Source organism: Streptomyces sp. NPDC028419 (genome assembly GCF_055565515.1).
The window spans coordinates 53,236-78,602 of the sequence record NZ_JBVHUE010000018.1 but is presented as its reverse complement, the minus strand read 5'-3'; the positions used below and the strand labels follow the sequence as shown (position 1 = coordinate 78,602).

Here is a 25,367-nt window from a genome sequence, read left to right as displayed (position 1 = left end):
GCGTTGTCGGCTTCGCCAGTGTTTTCGCGCGTATGCCGTGGATCATATGGTCTGTCTTCAGGTAATCATCCATCACGCGAACGCCAGGCAACCTCCCGGCGCTCATCCGCGTCTTACACCGTATGACTAATTGGCGACGGCCCACTCGATGGTGGGCCGAACTGCTGCTCCTGGGCCTCGTGTACGGCGCCTATTCGGGCGGCCGGCTCCTGGCCCGGGGCGACGTGCAGCTCGCCGTCGACCACGGCCTCGCGATCCTGCGTTTCGAGCGCGGCCTGTCCATCGACTTCGAGAGCCCGCTCAACCGGCTCTTCAGCGCCCACGCGTGGCTCGGCATACCCGCCGACTTCGTCTACGCGTCCCTGCACTACCTGGTCACCCCGGCCGTCCTCATCTGGGTCTACCACCGGCGCCCCGAGCGCTACCGCACCGCTCGGACCTGGCTGGTCTCCTCCACCCTGCTCGGGCTCGTCGGCTTCGCCCTGATGCCCACCTGCCCGCCGCGGCTGCTCCACCTCGCCCACGGGTTCACCGACACCATGGCCCAGTACAGCGCGTACGGCTGGTGGGGCGCCGAGGCCAGCGCGCCGCGCGGGCTCGGCTCCTTCACCAACCAGTACGCGGCGATGCCGAGCCTGCACGTCGGCTGGGCGCTGTGGTGCGGGGTGCTGCTGTGGCGCCACGGGCGCCACCCGCTGCTGCGGGCGCTGGGCGCGGCGTACCCGCTGCTGACCACCCTCGTCGTGATGGGCACCGCCAACCACTACTTCCTCGACGCCGTCGCCGGAGCGGGCGTCATGGGCGTCGGCTTCCTGATCGCGCTGGGCGTGGAGCGGCTCGCCGCACGCCGGTCCGCCGCCGGGGCCGCCACTCCCGCCACTTCCGCCGTCCCCGACTCGACCGCCACCGCCCCGGGAGCCGGTTTCCGCCGTAAGTCCACGATTGTCAGTGGCGGATGGGAGACTTCCGCGGGTGAGCTCCTTCCCGCCCAGCGGCCCCCCGCAGCCGACGACGCTCCGGCAACGGCTCGCTGATCTGCGCGGCCCCGCCGTGCCGCCACGCCCGCTCGACGCCCGGGCGCTGGCGGCCCTCGCCGCCAACCCCGGCTGCGGCAGACGGGCGCTGTTGGACGGCGCCGGGGTGGACAAGACCGCGCTGGCCTCGGCGCTCGGCTCGCCGGCCGCCTTCGGGCAGTCCCAGTTCGCGATGATCCGCGGCAACTCCTTCGAGGCCAAGGTCAAGGGCGACGGCGGCGCCGAGCTGCTGCGCCTGGTGCACGCGCACCTGGGCGCCGGGGCCGAGGCGCCGACCCGGGGCGCCCTCGTCCCCGACCTGACCGCGGCCGGCCCCGAGGGCCGCGCCGCGCGGACCGCGCTGGCGCTGCGCGAGGCGACGGCGGCGGGCGCCTGGACCCTGCTCGACCATCCGATGCTCGCGCTGGAGGTCGCCGGCTCCCCCGCCTACCTGGAGCCCGACGCCGTCGTGGTGCATCCCGACGGACGCTGGAGCGTCGTCGAGATCAAGTCCTTCCCGATGATCGACGGGACGGCGGACGCGGCGAAGGCCGGCGCCGCGGCCCGCCAGTCCGCGGTCTACGTGCTGGCCCTGGAGCGGATCGCCGCCGTGCTGACGGGCGCCACCGTCGCGCACGCGGCCCTGCTGGTCTGTCCCAAGGACTTCTCCAACCTGCCCACCGCGGCGGTCCTCGACATCCGCAAGCAGCGCTCGGTGACGGCGCGCCAGCTGGCCCGGCTCACCCGGATCGAGGAGCTGGCCGCGGAGCTGCCCGAGGGGCTGAGCTTCGACCCGGCCCGGCCCGCCGACGAGCTGACCGAGGCGGTCGAGGCGGTCGAGGCCGCCTACGCCCCCGAGTGCCTGGCCTCCTGCGAGCTGGCCTTCCACTGCCGGGAGCGGTCCCGCGCGGCCGACGCGGCGGGCGCGCTCGGCCGCTCCGTCCGGGGCGAGCTGGGGGCGCTGACCACGGTCGGCGCCGCGCTGGCGGCCGCCGCCGGAGCGGGCGCGCCCGGCGATCCGACCGCCGAGGCGCTGTACCGGGCGGCCCGGCTGCGCGCCGAGGCCCTGGAATTCTCCGCCGTCCGCTCGGACCCGCTTCCGGAGGCCGTCGCATGCCCCTGCTGAGCACACTGGCCCGGCTCCAGGCCGTCCGCGCGGGGCGCGCGCAGCCCCTGGCCACCGTCCGGCACCGGCACCTGGGCGCCCGCCCGCTGGTGTTCGTCCCGCTGACCACGGCGGGCGAGGCGGGAGCCCCACTGGGCGCGCTGGTGGGCACCGACCGGGAGCGGCCGCGGCTGCTCGTCGTGACGCAGCCGCGCGACCGGGACCTGCGCTGGCGGTTCCTCGCCGCGCTGGCGGACGAGGTGGTGCCGTACCTCGACGGGTACGCGGACGAGGTCGAGGCGGTCGAGCGGACCGAGACGGACCCCACGAGCGGCCAGAAGGTCAAGGTGGTCGCCGAGCTGTGCGCGGACGCGCCGCAGCTGATCGTGCCGAGCCGGGCGGGCATCGAGTACGTCCGGCTGCTGGGGCGCTCGATGCGGTTCCGGCGGACGGCCGAGGAGGATCCGGACGCCCCCTACCCCGCGCCGCCGCTGGTGCCGCTGCTCGGCCGCTGGTTCACCCATCTCGCGGAGCGCTCCCGGGTGCCGGGCTCCTCGATGCTGCTGTCCGCGACGGAGCTGCTCCCGGCACTGGGCGAGCGGCCAGAGCAACCTGGAGGACCAGCACCTGGGCGCGCTGCTGGCCTGGATGGACCCGCCGGCGGGGGAATCCGGCGCGGCGGCCGCGTTGCGCGCGGAGCTGGGCCGGGACCGGGACGGTCAGTTGCTCGTCCCCCCGGCGGGGCCGGCCACCGACCCGGCCTTCGACAACCGGCTGCTGGCCCCCGCCATGAGCCGCTTCGACGCGGCCCGCGGCGCCGATCCGCGCTCCGAGGAGGCGGTGGAGCGGGCCGGCCGCGAGGTGCACCGGCTGGTCGAGTCGCAGCTGCGGCCGACCTGGGACGCGGTGTGGCGGTCCCTGGACCTGCTGCACGGGCTGCCCGAGGGCGCGTACGTCGAACAGCGCTGGACCCGTGACCGCTGGTCCTTCACCGGCCACCGGGACCGGGTCCGGGCGGGCGAGCCTCCGCAGCCCCGTCGTGACGACGCGGTGACGGCGGCGCAGAAGTTGGCCACCCGCGAGACCGAGCAGGTCCGGGTGGACGCCCAGGAGGCGCTGGACGACCCGCTGGTGATGGCGGGGCGGCGGCTCGCGGGCGAGGCCTTCGCGGGCGAGGTCACCGAGGTGGTCATGGAGTGGACGCAGTCCAAGCGGCCCAGTCCCCGCCCGCTGGTGACGGTGGCGACGGAGGACCGGCCGCAGCTGCCCGAGGACGGCGGCCGGGCGAAGGTGTACCGCGCGCTGGACGGGCGTCCGCAGTCGGCCGAGTTCGTGGGCTACGCCGGGCCCAAGGAGGACGGGCTGCTGGTGCTGCGGTTGCTGGACAAGATGGGCCGCGGCAAGGAGCCGGACGCCGGCTCGGTGCCGGGCAAGGGCGACCGGGTGTGCTGGACGCTCTTCGAGCACGACGCGCGGGGCGGGCCGAAGCTGCCCGACCCGGAGAACACGCCGTGGACGCACGGCGGACCGCCCGGCTCCGCGGGCTCCGCCACGGCGCCGCAGCCCGACGCCGTGACCGACGAGGACATCCTGTGACCACGATCCTGTCCGCGCCCCCGTCGGATTCCGACCCGGGCGCCGCCGCCGCACGGGCCACCGAGGCGATCCTGCACGACACCCTGCACGGCGCCGAGCGGGGCGTGGTCGTCGATTCCCCGCCCGGGGCCGGGAAGTCCACCCTGGTGGTGCGGGCGGCCCGGGAGCTCGCCGCGGCGGGGCGCCGGATGATGATCGTGGCGCAGACCAACGCCCAGGTGGACGACCTGGTGCTGCGGCTCGCCGAGAAGGACCCGGAGCTACGGGTGGGGCGGCTGCACAGCAGTGACGGCGACGCCTACGACAAGGCGCTGCTGGAGCTGCCGTCGGTGACGCTCTCGGCGAAGGCGGGCGACCTGGCCGAGCTGCCGGTCGTCATCTCGACGGCCGCGAAGTGGGCCCACACCCAGAACGTGGAGCCGTGGGAGCACGCGATCGTGGACGAGGCGTACCAGATGCGCTCCGACGCGCTGCTGGCCGTGGCCGGCCTCTTCGAACGGGCGCTGTTCGTGGGCGATCCGGGCCAGCTCGACCCCTTCAGCGTGGTCGGCGCCGAGCAGTGGGCGGGCCTGTCCTACGACCCGTCCGCCTCGGCGGTCTCCACCCTGCTCGCGCACAACCCGCAGCTGCCGCAGCACCGACTGCCGGTGTCCTGGCGGCTCCCGGCGTCGGCCGCGCCGCTGGTCTCCCGCGCGTTCTACCCGTACGCCCGCTTCCGCAGCGGTACGGACCACGGGGAGCGGCGGCTCTCGTACGGCGTGCCCTCGGACGGGTCGGGTCCGGACCGGGTCCTGGACGAGGCCGCCGAGTCCGGGTGGGGCCTGTTGGAGCTGCCGGCCCGGCACACCCCGCGCACCGACCCGGAGGCGGTGGGGGCGGTGGCCCTGGTGGTCCGGCGGGCGCTGGACCGGGGCACGGTGACCACGGACGAGCGCGGCCCGGGTCCGGCGCCGCTGACCGCGGACCGGATCGCGGTCGGCACGGCCCACCGCGACCAGGCCGCGGCGATCCGCGCGGCCCTGGCCGGACTGGGGGTCACCGGGGTGACGGTGGACACCGCCAACCGGCTCCAGGGCCGCGAGTACGACCTCACGGTGGTCCTGCACCCCCTGTCGGGCCGCCCGGACGCGACGGCCTTCCACCTGGAGACGGGCCGACTGTGCGTCCTGGCCTCCCGCCACCGGCACGCCTGCGTGGTGGTGGCCCGCGCGGGCATAGCGCGCCTGCTGGACGACCACCCCTCGACGGAACCGGTCCAGCTCGGCGTGACCATGAAGTTCCCGGACGGGTGGGAGGCCAACCACTCCGTCCTGGCGCACCTTTCGGAGCACCGGGTCGCCTGGAAGCCGTAGCCACGGCACCCGACACGCGGGAGAGGTCGTACACGCGTTCCAGCGTCGCGGGGCCCCTTGGGGCGGGCTTGCGCGGCGCTGGACAATGGACGGTGGCCCGGAAGGAATTCGTCCGCGAAGCAGGAGGACACGCATGGCAGAGCCCGAGCGCACCGAGCGGAGGCTGCGGCCCGCACCGCTGCTCTTCGAGCCCTCGGACGCGGCCACGGATCCGGAGCACTTCTTCGATCTCGAATCCATCGAGGACCCGCGCGAGCTGCTGGCCCGCGCCACCGAACTCGCGCTCGCCTTCCGGGCGGCGCAGGACCGGGCGGTCGAGTTCCAGGCCATGGCGGCCGCCCAGCTGGCGGACCCGCGCCGGTTCGACCGGCTCTCGCCGGCGGCCATCGGCGAGTCCGCGCAGTGGTCCGAGGACTACGCCGAGAAGATGATCGACTTCGGCGAGGGCCTGCTGCGGGGCGGTGCGGAGAGCCACTGACGCGGCCGCCCGCACACCTGTTCCGGCATATGCGCAGCGCAAGATACCCCAGCGCACCCGGCGCTGTCCGGGTTTCCCGTAACTCCGCGGAACCGGGGCGCTACGGCCGGTAGACCTGCCGCATGACCACGATGACGACGGCTACCGGCTGCCCCGCCCTCCACGGACCCGCGACCCACGTCACCCCGCAGGGCGCCGCGTGGCTCGCCTCCGCCTCGCCCTACCCGCGCAGCACCCTCGCGCTGTGGCAGGACCGCCCCACGGCCCCCGCGGTGCTGCCGTGCGGCACCGCCTTCGACGTGGTCAACGTCCCCGCGGTCTTCGGGCGCCGGATGCTGGACCTGCTGTGGGCCGAGGGTCCGGGCTGCGGGCCGGTGGCCGTGCACCGCGGCCGGATGCTGCTGTTCGCGACCCCCGGCACGGCCCAGCGGCTGCCCGCGCTGCTCGACTGGGAGGAGTGGGGCGAGGCCCACGGCGCGGCCCAGGGGCGGCTGCCCGCCCCGCTCTGCCACGGCCGGGGGGACGCCGTGACCGTACCGGCGCTGAGCGCCGCGCCCGGGGCCGCGCCGGGCCACTCGCGCTGGGTGGTGGCTCCGGACGCCCGGCTGCCGTGGCTGCCGGGGCCGGAGGCCCTGCTGTGGGCCTGCGTCCGGGCCGCCCGCACCGGCGGCGGGGCCGGCGCCGCCACCGCGGGCGCACCGGACCTGCGGATATCGATTTTTCCTTCCGCCGGTCCGGATGCTAATGTCTACGACGTCAGCAAGCGCCGCTAGCTCAGTTGGTTAGAGCAGCTGACTCTTAATCAGCGGGTCCGGGGTTCGAGTCCCTGGCGGCGCACAGACGGAGGAAGGCCCCCACGCGAGTGGGGGCCTTCTTCGTGTTCCGGCGCCCGGTACCAGCTAGCTGGTGATCTTCACCGTGTACGCGCCCGACTGGGTGCGGTCGGCCACCTCGATGGTGATCCGCTCCCCCGGCACGGTGAAGGTCTCCCCGACCTCCAGCGGCGCGTCCGCGAGCGGCGGGTAGACCGAGCGTCCCCAGCAGGCGCCGGAGTCGGGGTGGCCGTCCAGCACCTCGATCGGGCCGCCGCCGGACGCGGGCTCGTTGCGCACCCGGTAGACCAGGACGCCCTCGGTGCAGGTGTCCCCGTCGTTGCCCGCGGAGCCCCGGGCCTCGATGGCGATCGCGCTGCCGGGGCCCGTACGGACCACCGCGAGCCGGGTCCCGACCGATCCGCCGCGCTGCGGGGCCTGGCCCAGCGGTTGGAGGGTGTGCAGCGAGGTGCCGCCGCGCACGCAGTCGACCTGGCCGCGGCCGAGCCAGCCCAGCTTCCACTTGTGCCAGGCGAAGAGGTCCGGGGCCATGCCGAACTGGCTGCCCATCACGTCCCAGTCCCCGACGTAGGTGTCCCAGTCCCCCTTGCCGTCGGTCGGCCGGTGGTAGAGGTCGGGCAGGTCGAAGACGTGCCCGGTCTCGTGCGCCAGGACGTTGCGGTCCGGGGGGTGCTTCTCGAAGACGGTGACGATCCGCCGCAGGTCGGTGCCGTCGGCGCGCAGCGGCCGGTCGAAGTTGACGACCTTGGTGGCGTCGGAGTCCACCCCGGGCGCGTCCGGGTCGGCGACGAAGTACACGATGTCGTACTTGCTGAAGTCGACCGCCGGGTCGGCGGTGGCGACCGCGTCGCGCAGGTACGCCGCCCGGGACTCGGGGGCCCAGTCGCGCTGTATCCCGTAGGCGGTGGAGGGCTTGGGCATCCGCATCCACTGCCGCTGGGGGTGCGGGACGAGCCGGAAGCGGCCGTAGGAAGCCCGCTCGAAGAAGTCGCTGGTGGCCGGGAAGTAGTCGCCGGTCAGCTGCTCGGGGGTGGTGGAGGGCCGCGAGTCCGGGAAGGACAGGAAGACCATCAGGGCGTTGAGGGAACGTTCCGGCTTGGGGTAGGCACCGTTCCAGGTGTCCAGGCCCAGCGAGTGGTGCGCCTGCGTGCGGGTCAGCTCGCACGGCCCGGACCCGGGATCGGCCACCGCCGGACCCGCCACGAGCGAGATCGCGGCGATGGCCGCGAGGGAGGTGAGGGCGGCCGCGGCACTGCGCACGCGGTAGCGCTCCACTCCCCCGGGTGTCTGCTGCAGCGGCACATCGACCTCCGGTGGTGGATTTCGTAACATCCCACCCACCTTGCGGCGATTGTCTTACTAATGTCCTGTTCCGGTGCCCCACACGAGTGAGCGGTCCGGCATCCCGGTGACCCCGGCGCTTTACGCGCATATCCAGCTGTGCCTACAGAACGTCACGAATGATCAGCTGAGGTCAGGCGCGGACTCCGCGCGCTCACAGGTGTGCGGAAACGATCGAGCGACGAAGGGCCGACACACCGTCAGCACGCCGACCCGGCGGGCTCCGCACGGCGCCGCCGCTGGATAGGGCCTCCCGGCAACCTCTATGATCGGCACACTTTCCTGCGCGGAGACCACGAGCACTGCGGGAGCCAACGGTGAGCGGAACCTCAGAAGGAACCGGTTCGGCGGCCGACAGCATCCGCCCGACCACTACGGAGCGTCACCCGGCCGTTCCGGCCGCGTCGACGCCCTCGGGCACCTCCGGCCGGCCGACGGCGGGACGGACCGCGGTGCGCGAGTCCGAACCACGCGAGTCCGAACTGCGCGAGTCCGAACTGCGCGACTACCGGGCCGCGTTCAACGCGGCCCACCTCGCGATGGCCGTCGTCGACCGGGACGGCTTCGTCGTCAACGCCAACGCGGCCCTCGCCGGGCTGCTGGGCACCGAGCCGCACGCCCTCGACGGGCAGAACGCGGCCGACCTGGTGGACCTGGCCGCCGAGGCCCGCACCTGGCAGGCCTACCGCGAGGTGCTGCGCGGCCGGCGGGCCCGACTGCGCTGCACCCGCCGGCTCAAACACCCCGACGGGCACTCCCTGTGGACCGAGATCACGCTGGGGCCGGTGCCCGGGACCGGCGACGTCCTGCTCTCGGTCGCCGACATCAGCGACCGGCGCGACCTCCAGGCCCGGCTGCGCCACCTGCAGATGCACGACCCGGTCACCCGGCTGCCCAACCGGGCGCTCTTCTTCGAACGCTTGTCGGCCGCCCTGGAGACCCCGTCCTACGAGCGGGGCGGGACCGGCCGGATCGGCCTGTGCTACCTCGACCTCGACGGGTTCAAGGCGGTCAACGACACCCTGGGCCACCGGGTGGGCGACCGACTGCTGACCGCCGTCGCGGCCCGGCTCACCCACTGCGCGGACCAGTCCGGCTACGGGCGTACGGGCGGTCACCTGGTCGCGCGGCTCGGCGGCGACGAGTTCGCGCTGCTCGTGGAGGACTCCACCGGCACCGAACAGCTCGCGGACCTGGCCCGGTCCGCGCTGGCGGCCGTACAGGAGCCCTTCGACCTGGCCGGGCAGCGACTGTCGGTCTCCGCGTCCATCGGCGTGGTGGAGCGGGTGACGGCCGGCACCTCGGCGACGGCCCTCATGCAGGCGGCCGACACCACGCTCTACTGGGCGAAGGAGGACGGCAAGGCCCGCTGGACGCTCTTCGACCCCGAGCGCAACGCCCACCGGATGACCCGCCAGGCCCTGTCCTCCACGCTGCGGCCGGCCGTGGAGCGGGACGAGTTCGTGCTGGAGTACCAGCCGCTGGTGGACCTGGAGAGCGGGGTGGTGCGGGGGGTGGAGGCCCTGGTGCGCTGGAACCACCCGCAGTTCGGGACGCTCACGCCGAATCGGTTCATCGGGATCGCCGAAGAGGACGGCTCCATCGTGCAGTTGGGGCAGTGGGTGCTGCGGACCGCCTGCCGCCAGGCGCGCCGCTGGCAGATCGAACACCCCAGTGACGCGCCGGTCTTCGTCTCCGTGAACGTCGCGGTGCGTCAGGTGTGGGACTCGGACCTGGTCGGTGACGTGGCGGAGATCCTGGCGGAGACCGGGCTCGCGCCGCAGCTGCTCCAGCTGGAGCTGACCGAGTCGGCGGTGATGGGCTCGGCGGGCCGGCCGCTCCAGGCCCTGCAGGCGCTCAGCGACATGGGCGTGCGGATCGCCATCGACGACTTCGGCACGGGCTACTCGAACCTGGCCTACCTGTCCCGGCTGCCGGTCTCGGTGCTGAAACTGGACGGCTCCTTCGTGCGCGGCTTCCGCTACGAGGAGGGGGCCCACCCGAACCCGGCCGACGAGACCATCGTCGAGGCCCTGGTGCAGCTCGCGCACCGGCTGGGCCTGACGGTGACGGCCGAGTGCGTGGAGACCGCGGGCCAGGCGGCCCGGCTGCGCCGGGTGGGCTGCGACACCGGCCAGGGCTGGCTGTACTCCCGCGCGGTGGCCCCGGAGCGGATCGCCGAGATGATCAGCGCCCGCCCGCAGGACCTCGCCCGCTGAAACCGCCGGCGCACACCGCCGCCCCCGACCCTGGCGGGGTCGGGGGCGGCGCTCGCTCGGCGCGGGGTGGGGGGATCAGCAGGCGCCGAGGTCCTTCCAGACACCCCACTCACCGGTGGTGCCGGGCACCTCGTTCTGCGTCCACCACTGGGCCTGCCACTTGTGGCCGTTGTAGGAGACCTGCTGGCCACCGGTGTAGACGGTGCCGCCGACGTAGGCCGCGACCGCTCCGCAACCCGCGGGCGGGGTGGTGGGAGGCGTGGTCGGCGGGGTGGTCGGGGGCGTGGTCGGCGGGGTCGTGGGAGGCGTCGTCGGCGGGGTGGTCGGCGGCTGGGTGGTGCCGCCGAGGGCGTCCGAGATCTGGTTCAGCAGGGTGGTCTTGTCGTCCAGGCCGAGCAGGGAGTACATCATCGCGCCGGCCAGGCCGCGCTGCTTGCCGTAGTCGACCCGGGCCTGGATGGACTTCTGGTTCAGGCCGGTGAAGAACTCGCCGTCCTTGTAGAAGTAGGAGGCCTTGGCCTGGTCGTCCCAGAAGGTGGTGGCCGGGTTGTCGACGATCCCGCCCAGCTCCTTGTAGTTGGCGATGCCCGCCTGCTGGCTGGTGGGCCGGGCGGCCGAGGGGCCGGTCGCGGTCTGGGCGAGGCCGTTGGTGGTGCCGGCCGGTACGCCCTTCCAACCGCGGTAGTAGAACTCGTAGCCCAGGGTCAGCTTGTTGGCGGGGAAGCCGCCCGCGATGCCGTAGGCCGCGTTGCCGTCGATCCAGGAGTCGATGGCGTTCTTGATGCCGTACTTCTGGGTGCCCGGCGCGATCGGGTCGGTCGGGTCGGCGGCCGAGTTCAGCAGCGGTGACTGGTGGTAGGTGGGCCCGTCGCCGTCCCAGGCGCCGTGCATGTCGTAGGTCATGATGTTCGCGTAGTCGAGGTACGCGCCGATCTTGTCCGTCTCGATGTACTTGATCTTGTCCTGGCCCGCCGGGAGGGCCGAGGTCAGCAGGTACTTCTTGCCGCCGTTGGCCGCGCCGTAGGCGTCGAGCTGCTCGCGGAACTCCTTCAGCAGGAGCGTGTAGTTGGCCTTGTCCTCGGGGCCGGTGTGGTTGCCCAGGTGGCCGCCGGTGGAACCGGGGTACTCCCAGTCGATGTCGATGCCGTCGAAGATCCCGGCCGCGCTGCCGGCGCCGCCGTAGCCGCCCTCGACCGGCAGGTTGCCCTTGATGTACTGGTCGATGCAGGAGGAGACGAACTTCTTCCGGCTGGCGTCGGTGAGCGCCGCGTCGTGGAAGTACTTGGAGTAGGTCCAGCCGCCGATCGATATGTTGATCTTGAGGTGCGGGTACTTCGCCTTCAGCTGCTTGAACTGGTTCATCACGCCGACGATCGGCTGGTCCCACTTGTCGGCGACGCCGCTGACGCTGTCGGCCGCGCTGAAGGACTTCTGGTAGTCGGCGTAGGAGTCCCCGGCGCCGTCACCGGCGTTGGCGTTGTTGTCGTCGCCCGCCGCCTTGTTCGCCTCGAAACAGGTGAGGTTGGTGGGGTGGATGTTGCCGAACGAGTAGTTCAGGACGTCCAGCTTGCCGGCGATCCCCCGGGTGTCGAGCTGCTTCGGGTAGAAGGCGTTCCCGTACACGCTCCACTGGTCGTAGTAGGCGATCTTGACGCCACCACCGGCGGCCGCGGCGGTCGTCGAGGAGTCCGCGGCCTGCGCGGTGCCGAGGCCGGCGAAGGTGGCGAGCACCCCGGCGGCGAGGGCGGCCGTGGTGGCCGCCGCTACGAGGGGTTTACGGATGTGCATGGGGGGCCTCCGGAGGCGGGGGGAGGTTCGGGGGGAGGTCGCAACGCTGTAGGTGAGAGAAGTGATAGCGATCACTTCAACTCCGCGTCAATGGTTTGGACCAAACAAGGACTAGACCACTCAGGCGGTAAACCCGCTCGTCAGAGACCTGACGGCGCAAAAGAAACCGCCCGTCACCCCGGTGACGAGCGGTTTAAGGCCCCCTTAGGCCATCTCCGTGCAAGGTTTTGGCAACAAACCAACCAAACCCCGGTCGGGCGCACTCAGGCAGGTCCGGCGCCCTCCCCGGGCATGCCGTACGCATCTGCGACGAGCCCGTACGAACGCAACCGGGCGGCCCCGCCGTGCCCGGTCGCGGTCAGCATCAGCTCGTCCGCACCCGTCCGCTTCACCAGGGCGTCCAGCCCCTCGCGCACCACGTCCGGGGTGCCGTACACGACGTTCGCGAGCCAGCTGTCGACGAACTCCCGCTCCAGGGCGCCGAAGTCGTACGCCGCCGCCTCCTCGGGCGTCGGCACCAGGCCGGGCCGGCCGCTGCGCAGCCGCAGCATCGACAGCGCGCCCGTGAGCACCTGCGCCCGGGCGGCCTCCTCGGTGTCGGCGGCCAGCGCCGACACCCCGATCAGCGCGTACGGCTCGGCCAGCACCGCCGAGGGCCGGAAGCTCTGCCGGTACAGGTCCAGCGCGGGGATCGTGCCCGCCGCGGAGAAGTGGTGGGCGTAGGCGAAGGGCAGCCCGAGCTGCCCGGCGAGGGCCGCGCTGAAGCCGGAGGAGCCCAGCAGCCACAGCGGCGGCCGCGCGGTCGGGCCCTGCACCGGCCCGGGCACGGCGTGCACCCGGGCGTAGGGGTGCCCGTCGGGGAAGTCGTCGTCGAGGAAGCGGGTCAGCTCCGCGAGCTGGCGCGGGAAGTCCTCGGCCCCCTCGTCGAGCCGGCCGCCGCCGCGCAGCGCCGTCGCGGTGCGCCCGTCGGTGCCGGGCGCACGGCCGAGGCCCAGGTCGATCCGCCCCGGCGCGAGCGCCTCCAGGGTGCCGAACTGCTCGGCGATCGCGAGCGGCGCGTGGTTGGGCAGCATGACCCCGCCGGAGCCGAGCCGGATGCGGGAGGTGTGGGCGGCCAGGTGCGCCAGGATCACGGCCGGGGAGGAGCTGGCGACCCCGGGCATGGAGTGGTGTTCGGCCACCCAGTGGCGGTGGTAGCCGCGCGCCTCGGCGAGCCGGGCGATCTCCACGCTGGTCCGCAGCGAGGCGTGCGCGGTGCTGCCCGCGCCGACGGTGACCAGATCCAGTACGGACAGCGGTACCGGCGCCGAGCCGTGGACGCTCCCGTGGATCGCGTCCGCCGCGCCCATCGCGTCCCCCGTGTCAGCCATCTTCGCTCCTCTGTCGTCCCTCGGCGGCCTCGTCCGGCCACGCGTCGTGTTCGCGCCACGGTCGTGATCGGTCCGTGACGCGGCCGTACGAAGGGGTCGAACAGCGCCCGCGCCCGGGGCATTCCCGGCACACCGGGACAGGGTGGTTGACCTTGGCATATGCCGCCGGAGTAGCCACTGGCGGAAGGACATGATTGAGCCATCAAGTTCTTCAACAGGCGCCCCGTGCGGGCTCCTTCGTGGCTATCGTGTGAGAGCAAGCGGTAACAACCTGCTAGGGGGAAACCGTGGCGCTGAAGCCCGAGCCGACCGCGCCGTTCCACTCGGTGCAGTACGCACTGCGCGTACTCGAAACCATCGCACGGCACTCCGGCGGTGTGACGGACGTACAGATCGCCCGTGAGACGGGGCTGCCCGCGGCCCACCTCGCTCCGATGCTCCTCATGCTGCGCCGCGAGGGGTACGTGCTCCAGGTGTCCGACGGCGCGTACGCGATAGGCGACTCGCTCGTCCTGCTCGGCTCCGGCGTCGACCGCCAGCAGGCCCTGCAGGACAAGCTCCAGGAGACCCTGGACCGGCTGCGCGACTCGGTGGGGGCGGCGGTCTACATCAGCCGGTACGTGGACGGCGAGGTCAGCATCACGCAGTTCGCGGACAGTCCCCGCACCCCCAAGGTGCACGAGTGGGTCGACTTCCGCTCCGCCGCGCACGCGAGCGCGGTCGGCAAGTGCCTGCTGACGCAGCTGGACCAGAACGGCCGCCGCGACCACCTGTCGCGGCACAAGATCGCCCGGCTGACGTCGAAGACGATCACGAACGAGCAGATCCTCTTCTCGAAGCTGGACAGCCAGCCGGCCACGGTGCCGGTGCTCGACCTGCAGGAATACGCGGTGGGCACGGTGTGCGCGGCGGTTCCGATCACCGCCGGATCGGCCGTGGGCTGCCTGGCGCTGTCGATGCCGGTGGAACACGCGCACCGACTGCGGGCCGCGGCCGAGGCGCTGAACCGCAAGGCCGCGCCGCTGCTGCTGTCGCTCACGCTGTAGGCCGGGATCGACCGGATCGACGGGGTCTACGGGGCCTGCGGGGCCGAAAACACTTCGGGCGGTTCCCGGTGAACCGGAAACCGCCCGAAGTACAGGTGCGCCGCCAGGGACTCGAACCCCGGACCCGCTGATTAAGAGTCAGCTGCTCTAACCAACTGAGCTAGCGGCGCCTGACAAAGAAAATATTACCTGGTCCCCGGGGGTGCTCGCGACCACCATTTCTCCGACCGCCCGGGTCAGCGCTCCAGCAGCTCCGCGCGGGACTGGGCCGCGTAGGACGCCAGGAGCGCGGACACGTCCGCCGCCGACAGCGGCCGGTAGCCCGCCTCCCCGGCCGGGCGCCACCAGACCGGATCCGGCGTGAGGAAGCCGGCCCGGCGCAGGCCCACCCGGTGCACCTTGTTCGTCGCGGTCACGGGCATGGCCGCCACCACCCGCACGTAGCGCGGCGCCATCTTCGTGCCCAGGTCCGGCTGCGCAGCGAGGAACGCCTCGAAGGCCCCCGGATCGAAGACGGCCCCCGACCTGAGCGCGAGCGCGGCCATCACCTGGTCCCCGGCCACCTCGTCCGGGACCGCGTAGACCGCGACGGCCGCCGCGTCCTCCCACCGGGCCAGGATGTTCTCGATCATCGCGGCGGCCAGGTTCTCGCTGTCGACCCGCAGCCGGTCGTCCGTGCGTCCGGCGAAGTAGAGGAAGCCGGCCCGGTCGCGGAAGAAGAGGTCCCCGGTCCAGTACCAGCCGTCGCGGGTGCGGGCCGCCTCCGCGTCGGGATTGCGCCAGTACCCCTCGAAGAGGCTGCGGCCCCGGTTGACCAGCTCTCCTATGGCCTCGGCGCCGTTCGTCAGGCGGCCCCCGGCGTCGAAGTCGGCCGGCGGGCACTCGGCGCCCGTCGCCGGGTCGATCACCGCCAGGTCGTCCCCCGCGCCCGCCCGGCCCAGGGCGCCCGCGGGGGTGTCCGCGGTGCGCTGCACGGAGGCGCCGCCCTCCGTGGCGCCGTAGCCCTCGACGAGGCGGACCCCGAAGCGCTCGGCGAAGCGGGCCGCGTCCACCGCCCCGGCCTCGGTGCCGAAGCCGAGGCGCAGGGGATTGTCCCGGTCGTCGGGGCGCGGCTCGGTGGCCAGGAGGTACTGGACGGCCCGCCCGACGTAGGTGAAGTACGTCGCTCCGTAGGTCCGTACGTCGTCCAGGAACGCGGAGGCCGAGAAGCGGCGGCGCAGCGCCACCGAGGCGCCCCCGGCCAGCGCCGGGAGCCAGTCGGCGATGACGGCGTTGCCGTGGAACATCGGCATGCAGATGTAGTGGACGTCGTCGGGCGTGACCGAGAACTGCCGCACCAGCGCCGCACCGGCGGCGGCGAGCCGCCCCTGGGTGCAGATCGCCGCCTTGGGGGCGCCGGTGGACCCGGAGGTGAAGTAGAGGAGCAGCCGGTCGCCGGGCCCCGGGCCGGCGGGCCGGAGCACGGCGTCCCCCGGCCCGGCGCCGGCGTAGGGGGCGAGCAGGGCGGCGTACTCCCCGTCGTCGTCGGTCACCAGGATCCGCACGCCGGGCAGGTCGAGGCCCTCCAGCAGCGGCAGGTGGGCCCGCTCGGTGACCAGGATCCGGCAGTCGGTGTGCAGGATGTCGCGGGCCAGCTCGGGGCCGCGCCGCGTGGGGTTGATCCCGGCGACGGCGGCCCCGGCCAGGGCCGCCGCGCCGAGCCAGAACGGGAACTCGGGGGTGTTGTCGAGCAGCACCCCCACGTGCGGCGGCTCCCCCGGCGGGAGCAGGTCGACGAGCAGCGCCGCGCGCGCGGCGCTCTCGGCGGCGCTCCGGTGGTGGCTGAGGACGGCGTCGCCGTACCTCAGCCCGGGCCGGTGATCGCCCCACTGGCGCGCCACGAGCTCCGCGACGGTCCCTGGTGTCGTCGTCCTGCGCATGCGGCCGGAGCGTAGCTGACGCTACGTCAGAACTGAACGTCGGAGCAGGAGTAGAAGGCGTTGGCGGTGTCGTTGACCGTCCACACCGCCAGGATCATGTGCCGGCCCGTCTTGCCGCTGGGCAGCGTGCCGTGGTGGATGGTGGTCATGGCGGGGCGGGCGCCGTTGTAGGCGACCGTGAGGAAGGGCTGCGGGTCGAGCGAGGCCCTGGTGAGCGGCTTGGTCGGGTCCCATCCGTTCTTGGTGACGTAGTAGCGGAAGTCGGTGGTGGAGTGGTTCGCCGTGAACTGCCACCGGAAGTCGTAGGGCGCGCCGCTGGTGATCTTCGTCGTCGGCCAGGTGCCGCCGCGCGGGTCGTCGAGCTGCGCGAACTCGGTGTGGTTGGCGGAACATATCCGGCCGTCGGCGGGACCGGCCGCCGGGAAGCCCTTGAGGCCCTCGACGCTCTGCGGTTCCCACTGGATGGGGCCGCAGTCGGCGACGGTCTTGTTGGCGCAGAGCTTCTGGCGGCTGATGGGCGTGTCGGTGTACCCGTGACTGCTCGCGGTGGGGGCGCTGAGGACGGATACGCCGACGATCATGCCGAGGCCGATCGCGGCGGAGCCGATCCGTCTGGGCATGCGGATGGACATGCGGGACTGACGCATGATGCTCCTAGAACGTGGGGGGAGTTCGGTGAGCGTGCGCACGCGTGGGGACTGCGGTACCGGAATTCAGGTCTAGACCAAGTTCCAGATTATTGACGGGAGTTGGCCATGTCCAGACCAATCGGCGAACGGGCGTCCCGCGATGTGGGCGGACGCGCGCGAGGGGCGGCCGGTGGCTCCGGCCGCCCCTCGCCCGTCCACCCTGTCCTGCGGGCTACTCGGGGCGGCCCGTGTAGAAGGCCACGGTGAGGTCCTTGACGAGCGCCTTGCGCTCGTAGTCGTCCAGCTCGACGAGCCCGCGCGAGGTCAGCCGGTTGACGGTGTCGTCCACCGCGTCCACCACCGACGTCAGGACGCTGTCCCGGTGCTTCGCGTCGATCGCGGCGACCCGGCGCCGGCGCATCGCCGCGGCGACCTCCGGGGCGTACTCGATCCGGGTCGGCTGGGCCGAGTACACCTCGATGCCCACCGCCTCCGTCTCGTCCGCCAGCATCCGGGTCAGCGCGTCGCCGACCGCCTCCGCATCGCGCAGGGTCGGGGCGTCCTCGTGGAAGGCGTCGGCCGGCAGCTGCGAGAGCACCCGGGCCATGGCGGACTCGACCTGCTCGGCGAGGTAGTCGATGTGGTCCTCGACGGCCAGCGCGGCGCGGGCGGTGTCCTTGATCTGCCAGACCACCTGCACGACGACCTGGAGGGCCAGACCGCCCGAGTCCACGGCGGGCAGCGGGTCGCTGCGCCAGTGCCGCAGCCGTACGTCGACCCGGCGGCGCAGCAGCAGCGGGCTGGCCCACAACAGGCCGGTCCGGCGGACCGTGCCGCGGTAGCGGCCGAAGAGGGTCAGCACCAGCGCGTGCCCGGTACGACCGCGCCCGAGCCCGCCGAGGGCGAACAGGGCGACGATCCCGAGGAAGGCCAACGGGGGCCACTGGTAGGCGCGCAGCCCTTGGTACGCCCGGGGCGTGACGCCGAAACCCGCCACCAGCGCGGCCGGCAGCGCCCCGGCCCGCCAGAGCACGGCCGCGCACCCCGCGAGGGCGAGGCCGCCGACCAGCAGGCCGACCGAGCCGGGCAGGACCGGGCCGCGGCGCTCGCGCAGCCGCTCGTCACCGCGCGGGACCCGGCGGCCGGGAGCGGCGGGGGGCGCCGGGCGCGGCCGCGGCCCGGCCGAGGGGCGCAGCACCCCGGTCGCCCCGTCCCGGAAGGGCAGACCGGCCGGTACCTCGGTGGCCGCGGAGCCCGGGCCCGGGAGGGTCACCCGGGGCAGGTCCTGGGTGTCCTCCTCCATCCCCCGGGCCACGGCCTGCGCGACCACGTGCGCGATCCCGGGCCCGGGCACCCCGCGCCCGCCTCCGGGCATGGGCGCGGGCGGCCACACGCCTCCCCCGTGCGGGCGGGCCGCACCGGGGGCGGTTCCGGATAGGGTTCCGGATGGGGTTCCGGGCGCGGGGGCCGGCTCCGCGCCGGGCGCGGGAACGGCGTCCAACGCGCGGGCGGGGGCGGCCTCCACCGCTTCCGGGGCGGGGGGCGCGTCCGCCGCGGGGGTGGGGAGCATGACGAGGTCCAGCCCGTGTGCGGGGGCCGTGGCGACGGCGTGACCGGAGCCGCATCCCGACCCCGCACCGGCGCCGGGGGGGGGGGGGGGGGGGGGGGGGGGGGGGGGGGGGGGGGGGCGGGGGGGGGGGGGGGGGGGGGGGGGGGGGGGGGGGGGGGGGGGGGGGGGCGGGGGCGGGGGGGGGGGGGGGGGGGGGGGGGGGGGGGGGGGGGGGGCCCCCCCCCCGGCCCACCGGCGCGCTACAGCACCGCGGATTTCAGCGGAACGGACGGGTCCGCCACCTTGTCCGGATCCACCCGCGCCCCGGACTCGATCAGCTTGCGGCCCTGCGCCAGGTCGCGCGGGCGGCCCACGGCGAGCACCGCCACCAGCGCCCCGGCGCGCAGCCAGCACACCGACCAGGTGGCGTCGGCCGGGTCCCCGCGCCACAGCGGGGCGTCGGCCCCGCCGTGGTGCCCGGCGTACTGGACGAAGCGGCCGAACTGCTCGGACCAGAAGTACGGGACGGGGTCGTAGACGGCGGCGGGCTCCCCGGCGAGCGCCGCCAGGATGTTGGCGGCGACCGTGCGCGGGCCCTGCAGGGCGTTGTCCCAGTGGTGGACGAGGAGCCGGGCCCCGTAGCGCGCGGACGGGAAGGAGGCGCAGTCCCCGACGGCGTACACGTCGGGGAGGGAGGTGGCGAGGTGGGCGTCGGCGGTGATCGAGCCGTCGCTCCCGCGCTCCACCCCGGTGCCCGCCAGCCAGCCGGTGGCGGGGCGGGCGCCGATGCCGACGACCACGGCGGCGGCGGGCAGCTCGCGGCCGTCGGCGAGCAGCACCCGGCCCGGGGCGCCGGCCGCGCCCGCTTCGATGCCGGCGACCTCGGCCCCGGTGATCAGGCGGGCCCCGGCCTGGGCGTACCAGTCGGCCATGGGGGCGGCGACCTCGGCGGGCAGGGCCCCGGCGAGGACCCGGTCGGCGGCCTCGACCACGGTGACGGCGCAGCCCGCCCCGCGGGCGGCGGTCGCGAACTCGGCGCCGATCCAGCCGGCGCCGACCACCGCGACCTCGGGTGCGGCGGCCAGCACCGGCCGCAGCCGTTCGGCGTCGTCCAGGGTGCGCAGCAGGTGGACGCCGGGGACCCCCTCGGTTCCGGGCAGGGTGAGCGGCTCGGCGCCCGTGGCCAGGACCAGGACGCCGTAGGGGACGGGGCCCGCGGTGGTGTCGAGCGCGTGGTCGGCGGCGCGCAGGGCGGTGACCTCGACGCCGAGCCGCAGGTCGATGTCGAGGCCCTCGAAGTCCACGTCGAAGGCGGCGCCCTCGGCCTTGCCGAGGAGGACGGCCTTGGAGAGCGGGGGCCGGTCGTAGGGCTGATGGGGTTCGGCGCCCAGCAGGGTCACCGGGCCGGTGAAGCCCTGTTCCCGCAGGGCCACCGCGGTCTGCACCCCGGCCATGCCGGCGCCGACGATCACCACGGCGGGTGGGACCGCGGCGGCCGGGGCCGGGTCCGTCCGCTCCCGCGTCTGCTCGGTCTGCTCGTGCGTCTGCTCGTTCACGGCGCCCAGCCTAATCATCTGACGATCCGTCAGGAATAGGGAGGCAGCCTTACCGGGCCCCCGCGGCGGGGTTAGGCTGGCCACCGTACCTATCGCGGGAGCCCGGCGGACCGGGCTGAGAGGGAGGCTGGACGGCCTCCGACCGTACGAACCTGATCCGGGTCATGCCGGCGAAGGGAGGGGCTGGACGCCCATGCACTCTTACGGAAATCCCGGCTCGGATTCCGGCCGGGGATGTGATGTCCTCGTCATCGGAGGCGGCATCATCGGCCTGGTCACCGCCTGGCGGGCGGCCCGGCGCGGGCTGCGCACCGCACTGGCCGATCCGGCGCCCGGCGGCGGCGCCGCACAGGTCGCGGCCGGCATGCTCGCCGCCGTCACCGAGCTGCACTACGGCGAGGAGACCCTGCTCGGCCTGAACCTCGCCTCCGCCGAGCGCTACCCGGCCTTCGCCGCGGAGCTCGCCGACGCGAGCGGCGGCCTGGACATCGGCTACCGCGCCTGCGGCACCCTCGCCGTCGCCCTCGACGCCGACGACCGGGTCCACCTGCGCGAGCTGCACGCCCTCCAGCGCCGCTGCGGCCTGGACGCGCAGTGGCTGACCGGCCGCGAGTGCCGCCGCCTGGAGCCGATGCTGGCGCCGGGCGTACGCGGCGGGCTGCGCGTGGACGGCGACCACCAGGTCGACCCCCGGCGGCTCGCGGCCGCCCTGCTGGCCGCGTGCGAGCGGGCCGGCGTGCGCATCCACCGGGCGGCCGCCACCCGGCTCACCGTCACCGCCGACCGGGCCGCCGGGGCGCTGCTCGACGACGGCACCGAGCTGGCCGCCGACCAGGTGGTGCTGGCCGCGGGCAGCCTCAGCGGCAGGCTGGCCGGCGTACCGCCGCGGGCGCTGCCTCCCGTACGGCCGGTCAAGGGGCAGGTGCTGCGGCTCACCGTGCCGCCCGCCTACGCGCCCTTCCTGTCCCGGACCGTGCGGGCCGTGGTCCGCGGCAGCCACGTCTACCTGGTCCCGCGCGAGAACGGCGAGCTCGTCGTCGGCGCCACCAGCGAGGAGCTGGGCTGGGACACCACCGTCACCGCCGGCGGCGTGTACGAGCTGCTGCGCGACGCCCACGAGCTGGTGCCCGGGATCACCGAGCTGCCGCTCACCGAGACCCGCGCGGGCCTGCGCCCCGGCTCCCCCGACAACGCCCCGCTGCTCGGCCCGACCGAGCTGCCGGGGCTGCACCTGGCCACCGGGCACTACCGCAACGGCGTGCTGCTCACCCCGGTCACCGGCGACGTGTTGGCCGACGTACTGACCACCGGGGAACTGCCCGAGTTGGCCCGCCCCTTCAGCCCGCGCCGTTTCTCCGCCGTACGCGAGGAGTCCCCCGCATGACCGTCTCCGTCAACGGCGAGCCCCGCGAGTTCCCCGCGGGCACCACCCTCGACGCGGTCGTCGCCACCCTGACCGCCGCGCCCAAGGGGGTCGCCGCCGCCCTCAACGAGACCGTGGTCCCGCGCGGCCAGTGGCCCGCCACCACGGTGGGCCACGGCGACCGCGTCGAGGTCCTCACCGCGGTCCAGGGAGGCTGAACCATGTCCCGCGACACCGACACCGCGACCGACGACCCCTTCGTCCTGGGCGGCCGGACCTTCTCGTCCCGCCTGATCATGGGTACGGGCGGCGCGCCCAGCCTCGACGTCCTGGAACGGTCCCTGATCGCCTCCGGCACCGAGCTCACCACCGTCGCGATGCGGCGACTGGACCCCACCGTCCAGGGATCCGTGCTGTCCGTGCTGAACCGGCTCGGCATCGCCGTCCTGCCCAACACCGCGGGCTGCTTCACCGCGGGCGAGGCCGTGCTGACCGCACGCCTCGCGCGCGAGGCGCTCGGCACGGACTGGATCAAGCTGGAGGTCGTCGCCGACGAGCGGACCCTGCTGCCCGACGGCGTCGAACTGCTCGACGCCGCCGAGACCCTGGTCGACGAGGGCTTCACGGTCCTGCCGTACACCAACGACGACCCGGTGCTCGCCCGCAAGCTGGAGGACGTGGGCTGCGCGGCGATCATGCCGCTCGGCTCGCCGATCGGGTCGGGGCTGGGCATCCGCAACCGGCACAACTTCGAGTTGATCGTCGAGCGGGCCGGGGTGCCGGTGATCCTGGACGCCGGGGCCGGGACCGCGTCCGACGCGGCCCTGGCGATGGAGCTGGGCTGCGCCGCGGTGATGCTGGCCTCTGCGGTGACCCGGGCGCAGGTGCCGGTGCTGATGGCGGGGGCCATGCGGGACGCCGTGACGGCGGGGCGCCTCGCCCGGCGTGCCGGGCGGATCCCGCGCCGCCACTTCGCCGCCGCCTCGTCCCCCACCGAGGGCCGCGCCACCCTGGACCCGGAACGCCCGGCCTTCTGACCCGCCGCCCGCCCTCAACCGCCGGGCGGGCTGCATTCGCCTCCGGCGGGCCCTCAAACGCCGGGCAGGCTGGGTGCGCCCCTGCTCCGCGCACAGGCCGGCCCACACCAGCCCGCCCGGCGATTGAGGGCCCGCCGGAGGCCACGACCACCCGCCACGACCGTCCGCCCCCGACGGTTTGCCCCTGCTCGGGCCGCAGGCAAAGGGTGCGGCGCGGGCCGCGAGGCCAAGGGCGGGGTGCGTCACAGGTGCGCTGCAAGGGGTGGGACCGGCGACGGGGGGCGGCGGGGCCCTCGTAGAATCGCCGGGTGGATACGACCCTGGACGACCCCCTCGTCGGGCGCGTGCTCGACGGCCGCTACCGCATCGACGCCCGCATCGCGGTCGGCGGGATGGCCACGGTCTATCGGGCCGTGGACACCCGCCTCGACCGCGTGCTCGCGCTCAAGGTGATGCACCCGACCCTCGCCGCCGACGGCGCCTTCGTCGAGCGGTTCATCCGCGAGGCCAAGTCCGTGGCCCGGCTCGCGCACCCGAACGTGGTCGGCGTCTTCGACCAGGGCACGGACGGCCCGTTCGTCTTCCTCGCCATGGAGTACGTCTCCGGCTGCACCCTGCGCGACGTCCTGCGCGAGCGCGGCGCCCTGCGCCCGCGGGCCGCGCTGGACATCCTGGAGCCGATGCTGGCCGCCCTCGGCGCGGCCCACCGCGCCGCGCTGGTGCACCGGGACGTGAAGCCCGAGAACGTCCTGATCGGCGACGACGGCCGGGTGAAGGTCGCCGACTTCGGCCTGGTCCGCAGCGTCGACTCCGTCACCGACACCACCGGCTCGGTGCTCGGCACGGTCTCCTACCTCGCCCCCGAGCAGATCGAGAACGGGCTCACCAACGCCCGCGTCGACGTCTACGCTTGCGGCGTCGTCCTGTACGAGATGCTCACGGGCACCAAGCCGCACACCGGCGGCACCCCGGCCGAGGTCATCTTCCGCCACCTCAACGAGGACGTGCCGCCCCCGTCGGCCGCCGTCCCCGGCCTTCCGGTGGCCCTGGACGACCTGGTCGCCACCGCCTGCGCCCGCAACGCCGAGCTGCGCCCCTACGACGCGGTGGCGCTGCTCGCCCTGGTCCGCGAGGCCCGGTCCGCGCTGACCGACGGCGAGCTGGACACCGTACCGCCGCAGGCGCGCGCCGAGGACCGGACCTCGGCCGAGGACCGGACCAGCGTGATCCCGCGCACCGCCCCGACGGCCGCCCCCGCGGAGCACACCTCACGGCTGGAGCACCCCGGACCGCCGCCCGGGGCCGGGCGCCCGCGCGCGGTGCGCCGCCCCCGCCCCCGGCGCGGCACGTACCTGATCGTCGCCGGGCTCCTGCTGGCCCTGGGCCTGGGCACCGGGGTCTGGTACATAAGCGCGGGTCAGTTCACCCAGGTCCCGCGGCTGCTCGGCAAGACCGAGGAGCAGGCCCGCGCCCAGCTGTCGGCGGCGGGCCTCGGGGTGAAGGGGGTCGACCGCAAGTTCAGCGACACCATCGAGCGCGGCACCGTGATGAACAGCGACCCGGAGAGCGGCAAGCGGATCCGCGGCAACGGCGCGGTGACGCTGGTGATTTCCCGCGGCCCGCAGGTCGTCCTCGTGCCCAACGTCAAGGGCAAGCCGCTCGACGCCGCGAAGACGGAGCTGACCAAGGCGGGCCTCGCGCCCGGCATCGTCAGCCAGGCCTTCAGCCAGGACCTCCCGCAGGGCGCGGTGATCAGCAGCAACCCCGAGGGCGGCGCACAGCTGGCCCCGGACGCGGCGGTGGCGCTGGTGGTCAGCAAGGGCCGCCCGGTCCAGGTGCCCAGCGTGGTCGGCGCGGGCGTCGAGCAGGCCCGCGCCGGGCTGGAGGGGCTCGGCCTCAAGGTCGAGGTCGCGCCGGAGCAGGTCAACTCGCCCAGCCCGGCCGGATCGGTCGCCAACCAGTCGCTGAGCGCGGGCGCCCAGGCGGCCGCGGGCGACACGGTGACGCTGACCGTCTCCAAGGGGCCGCGTCAGGTTCCGGTGCCGAACGTCGTCGGCCAGGACGCGGAGGCCGCGAAGCGGGCGTTGGAGGGCGCGGGCTTCAAGGTGAAGGTGGAACGGCCGTTCCTCTCCTTCAGCAACACCGTCGACACCCAGTCGGTGCCGGCCGGCCAGAGCGCCCCCGAGGGCAGCACGATCACCGTCAAGACCAAGGGGCTGTAGGGATGCGCGGGACACGGCTGACGCGCTCGCCGGGCGCGGTGCGCAATCCGGTGGGCGGGCACGTGCCTGTCGCGGGCGGGCTCGCCTCGGTCGGGCTGACGTACGCCCGGGAGATGGGCGCCGAGGCCGTCCAGGTCTTCGTCGCCAACCCGCGCGGCTGGGCGACCCCGGTGGGCAACCCGGCGCAGGACGAGCTGTTCCGCGAGGGGTGCGCGCGGGACGCGATCCCGGTCTACGTGCACGCCCCGTACCTGATCAACTTCGGCTCGCACACCGAGGCGACGGTGGAGAAGTCGGTGGAGTCCCTGCGCCACTCGCTGCGCCGGGGGCGGGAGATCGGCGCCCGCGGGGTGGTCGTCCACACCGGTTCGGCGACCGGAGGCCGCCCGCGCGAGCTGGCGTACGCGCAGGTCAGGGAGCACATGCTGCCGCTGCTGGACGAGCTGACGCACGACGACGACCCCTTCCTGCTGCTGGAGTCGACGGCCGGGCAGGGCTTCTCGCTGTGCTCGCGGACCTGGGACTTCGGCCCGTACTTCGAGGCGCTCGACGCCCACCCCAAGCTCGGGATCTGCCTGGACACCTGCCACATCTTCGCGGCCGGCCACGACCTGGCGGAACCGGGCGGGACGAAGCAGACGTTGGACCTGCTGGTGGACACGGTGGGCGAGGGCCGCCTGAAGCTGATCCACGCGAACGACTCCAAGGAGGGCGTGGGGGCCCACAAGGACCGGCACGCCAACATCGGTCAGGGGCACATCGGGCGCGAGGCCTTCGCCGAGCTGTTCTCGCACCCGGCGATGGACGGCGTACCGCTGGTCATCGAGACGCCGGGCGGCAAGGAGGGGCACGCGGCGGACGTCGCCTTGCTCAAGGAGCTGCGCGACCTGCACTGACGCGGGGCGCTCGGAGTTCGGGGCTCCGGGCTCGGAACTATGGGCTCGGAACTCG

The 25,367-nt window shown here is 74.2% G+C and carries 19 protein-coding genes, 2 tRNA genes, 1 pseudogene and 1 riboswitch; of the genes and pseudogenes, 14 read left to right on the top strand and 8 right to left on the bottom strand.

Annotated elements, in window-relative coordinates:
- The first annotated feature begins 122 nt into the window (after window positions 1-122).
- The 7 genes and pseudogenes from ACZ4UB_RS21685 (at window position 123) to ACZ4UB_RS21655 (ending at window position 6,381) form a co-directional block, all read left to right on the top strand.
- A complete protein-coding gene (locus ACZ4UB_RS21685; protein WP_468072305.1) occupies window positions 123-1,034 on the top strand; it encodes a phosphatase PAP2 family protein in 912 nt (303 codons plus the stop codon).
- Window positions 973-2,139, top strand: a complete 1,167-nt coding sequence (locus ACZ4UB_RS21680) for a hypothetical protein (RefSeq protein ID WP_468072303.1) — start codon at window positions 973-975, stop codon at window positions 2,137-2,139. Before ACZ4UB_RS21685 ends, ACZ4UB_RS21680 begins: the two co-directional genes overlap by 62 nt.
- Window positions 2,127-3,714: pseudogene (locus tag ACZ4UB_RS21675) on the top strand (hypothetical protein). The gene ACZ4UB_RS21680 and the pseudogene ACZ4UB_RS21675 overlap by 13 nt, the downstream one beginning before the upstream one ends.
- Window positions 3,711-5,066 carry an AAA domain-containing protein gene (locus tag ACZ4UB_RS21670; protein WP_468072301.1) on the top strand — a complete coding sequence of 452 codons (1,356 nt, stop codon included), beginning with the start codon at window positions 3,711-3,713 and terminating at the stop codon, window positions 5,064-5,066. The pseudogene ACZ4UB_RS21675 and the gene ACZ4UB_RS21670 overlap by 4 nt, the downstream one beginning before the upstream one ends.
- Before the next feature lie 133 nt (window positions 5,067-5,199).
- Window positions 5,200-5,544, top strand: a complete 345-nt coding sequence (locus ACZ4UB_RS21665) for a hypothetical protein (protein WP_468072299.1) — start codon at window positions 5,200-5,202, stop codon at window positions 5,542-5,544.
- Between the two features lie 122 nt (window positions 5,545-5,666).
- On the top strand, window positions 5,667-6,317 hold the full coding sequence (locus tag ACZ4UB_RS21660) for a bifunctional DNA primase/polymerase (protein WP_468072297.1): 651 nt from the start codon (window positions 5,667-5,669) through the stop codon (window positions 6,315-6,317).
- Window positions 6,308-6,381 (top strand) — tRNA-Lys (locus tag ACZ4UB_RS21655). The genes ACZ4UB_RS21660 and ACZ4UB_RS21655 overlap by 10 nt, the downstream gene beginning before the upstream one ends.
- Window positions 6,382-6,443: 62 nt before the next feature.
- Here ACZ4UB_RS21655 and ACZ4UB_RS21650 read toward each other — a convergent pair.
- Window positions 6,444-7,709, bottom strand: coding sequence for a M6 family metalloprotease domain-containing protein (locus ACZ4UB_RS21650; protein ID WP_468072295.1), 1,266 nt, complete (start codon window positions 7,707-7,709; stop codon window positions 6,444-6,446).
- A 326-nt stretch (window positions 7,710-8,035) separates the two neighbouring features.
- On the opposite strand from ACZ4UB_RS21650, the gene ACZ4UB_RS21645 reads away from it, so the two are divergent.
- Window positions 8,036-9,937, top strand: a complete 1,902-nt coding sequence (locus ACZ4UB_RS21645) for a putative bifunctional diguanylate cyclase/phosphodiesterase (RefSeq protein WP_468072293.1) — start codon at window positions 8,036-8,038, stop codon at window positions 9,935-9,937.
- A 75-nt stretch (window positions 9,938-10,012) separates the two neighbouring features.
- Here the strand turns inward: ACZ4UB_RS21645 and ACZ4UB_RS21640 are convergent, their stop codons facing one another.
- Together ACZ4UB_RS21640 and ACZ4UB_RS21635 are read right to left on the bottom strand one after the other, a co-directional pair.
- A complete protein-coding gene (locus ACZ4UB_RS21640) occupies window positions 10,013-11,725 on the bottom strand; it encodes a glycosyl hydrolase family 18 protein (protein ID WP_468072291.1) in 1,713 nt (570 codons plus the stop codon).
- 263 nt (window positions 11,726-11,988) lie between these two features.
- Window positions 11,989-13,095 carry an LLM class flavin-dependent oxidoreductase gene (locus ACZ4UB_RS21635; protein ID WP_468072289.1) on the bottom strand — a complete coding sequence of 369 codons (1,107 nt, stop codon included), beginning with the start codon at window positions 13,093-13,095 and terminating at the stop codon, window positions 11,989-11,991.
- A gap of 287 nt (window positions 13,096-13,382) precedes the next feature.
- Between ACZ4UB_RS21635 and ACZ4UB_RS21630 the strand changes: the two genes are divergently transcribed.
- Complete coding sequence (locus ACZ4UB_RS21630) at window positions 13,383-14,141, top strand: IclR family transcriptional regulator (protein ID WP_468072287.1); 759 nt, start codon at window positions 13,383-13,385, stop codon at window positions 14,139-14,141.
- Window positions 14,142-14,237: 96 nt separating this feature from the next.
- Here ACZ4UB_RS21630 and ACZ4UB_RS21625 read toward each other — a convergent pair.
- The 5 genes from ACZ4UB_RS21625 to ACZ4UB_RS21605 all read right to left on the bottom strand — a co-directional run bounded on the left by ACZ4UB_RS21625 (window position 14,238) and on the right by ACZ4UB_RS21605 (window position 19,812).
- Window positions 14,238-14,311: transfer RNA gene (locus tag ACZ4UB_RS21625), tRNA-Lys, on the bottom strand.
- Between the two features lie 66 nt (window positions 14,312-14,377).
- Window positions 14,378-16,060, bottom strand: a complete 1,683-nt coding sequence (locus ACZ4UB_RS21620) for an AMP-binding protein (protein ID WP_468072285.1) — start codon at window positions 16,058-16,060, stop codon at window positions 14,378-14,380.
- A 26-nt stretch (window positions 16,061-16,086) separates the two neighbouring features.
- Window positions 16,087-16,680 (bottom strand): lytic polysaccharide monooxygenase auxiliary activity family 9 protein, encoded by a 594-nt coding sequence (locus ACZ4UB_RS21615; RefSeq protein WP_354382552.1) that lies wholly within the window; start codon window positions 16,678-16,680, stop codon window positions 16,087-16,089.
- A 241-nt stretch (window positions 16,681-16,921) separates the two neighbouring features.
- A complete protein-coding gene (locus tag ACZ4UB_RS21610) occupies window positions 16,922-18,043 on the bottom strand; it encodes an SPFH domain-containing protein (RefSeq protein ID WP_468072283.1) in 1,122 nt (373 codons plus the stop codon).
- A 455-nt stretch (window positions 18,044-18,498) separates the two neighbouring features.
- Window positions 18,499-19,812, bottom strand: coding sequence for an NAD(P)/FAD-dependent oxidoreductase (locus tag ACZ4UB_RS21605; RefSeq protein ID WP_468072280.1), 1,314 nt, complete (start codon window positions 19,810-19,812; stop codon window positions 18,499-18,501).
- Between the two features lie 66 nt (window positions 19,813-19,878).
- Window positions 19,879-19,990, top strand: a riboswitch (TPP riboswitch).
- On the opposite strand from ACZ4UB_RS21605, the gene thiO reads away from it, so the two are divergent.
- The 5 genes from thiO (at window position 19,988) to ACZ4UB_RS21580 (ending at window position 25,312) form a co-directional block, all read left to right on the top strand.
- Complete coding sequence (thiO, locus tag ACZ4UB_RS21600) at window positions 19,988-21,178, top strand: glycine oxidase ThiO (RefSeq protein ID WP_468072278.1); 1,191 nt, start codon at window positions 19,988-19,990, stop codon at window positions 21,176-21,178. (Overlaps the previous riboswitch by 3 nt.)
- Entirely contained in the window at window positions 21,175-21,375 is a 201-nt protein-coding gene (gene thiS / locus ACZ4UB_RS21595; RefSeq protein WP_354383657.1) for a sulfur carrier protein ThiS, read from the top strand. Before thiO ends, thiS begins: the two co-directional genes overlap by 4 nt.
- A 3-nt stretch (window positions 21,376-21,378) precedes the next feature.
- Window positions 21,379-22,194, top strand: coding sequence for a thiazole synthase (locus ACZ4UB_RS21590; protein ID WP_468072275.1), 816 nt, complete (start codon window positions 21,379-21,381; stop codon window positions 22,192-22,194).
- A 308-nt stretch (window positions 22,195-22,502) separates the two neighbouring features.
- Complete coding sequence (pknB, locus tag ACZ4UB_RS21585) at window positions 22,503-24,416, top strand: Stk1 family PASTA domain-containing Ser/Thr kinase (RefSeq protein ID WP_468072273.1); 1,914 nt, start codon at window positions 22,503-22,505, stop codon at window positions 24,414-24,416.
- Between the two features lie 2 nt (window positions 24,417-24,418).
- Window positions 24,419-25,312 carry a deoxyribonuclease IV gene (locus tag ACZ4UB_RS21580; RefSeq protein ID WP_468072271.1) on the top strand — a complete coding sequence of 298 codons (894 nt, stop codon included), beginning with the start codon at window positions 24,419-24,421 and terminating at the stop codon, window positions 25,310-25,312.
- The last annotated feature ends 55 nt before the right edge of the window (window positions 25,313-25,367 follow it).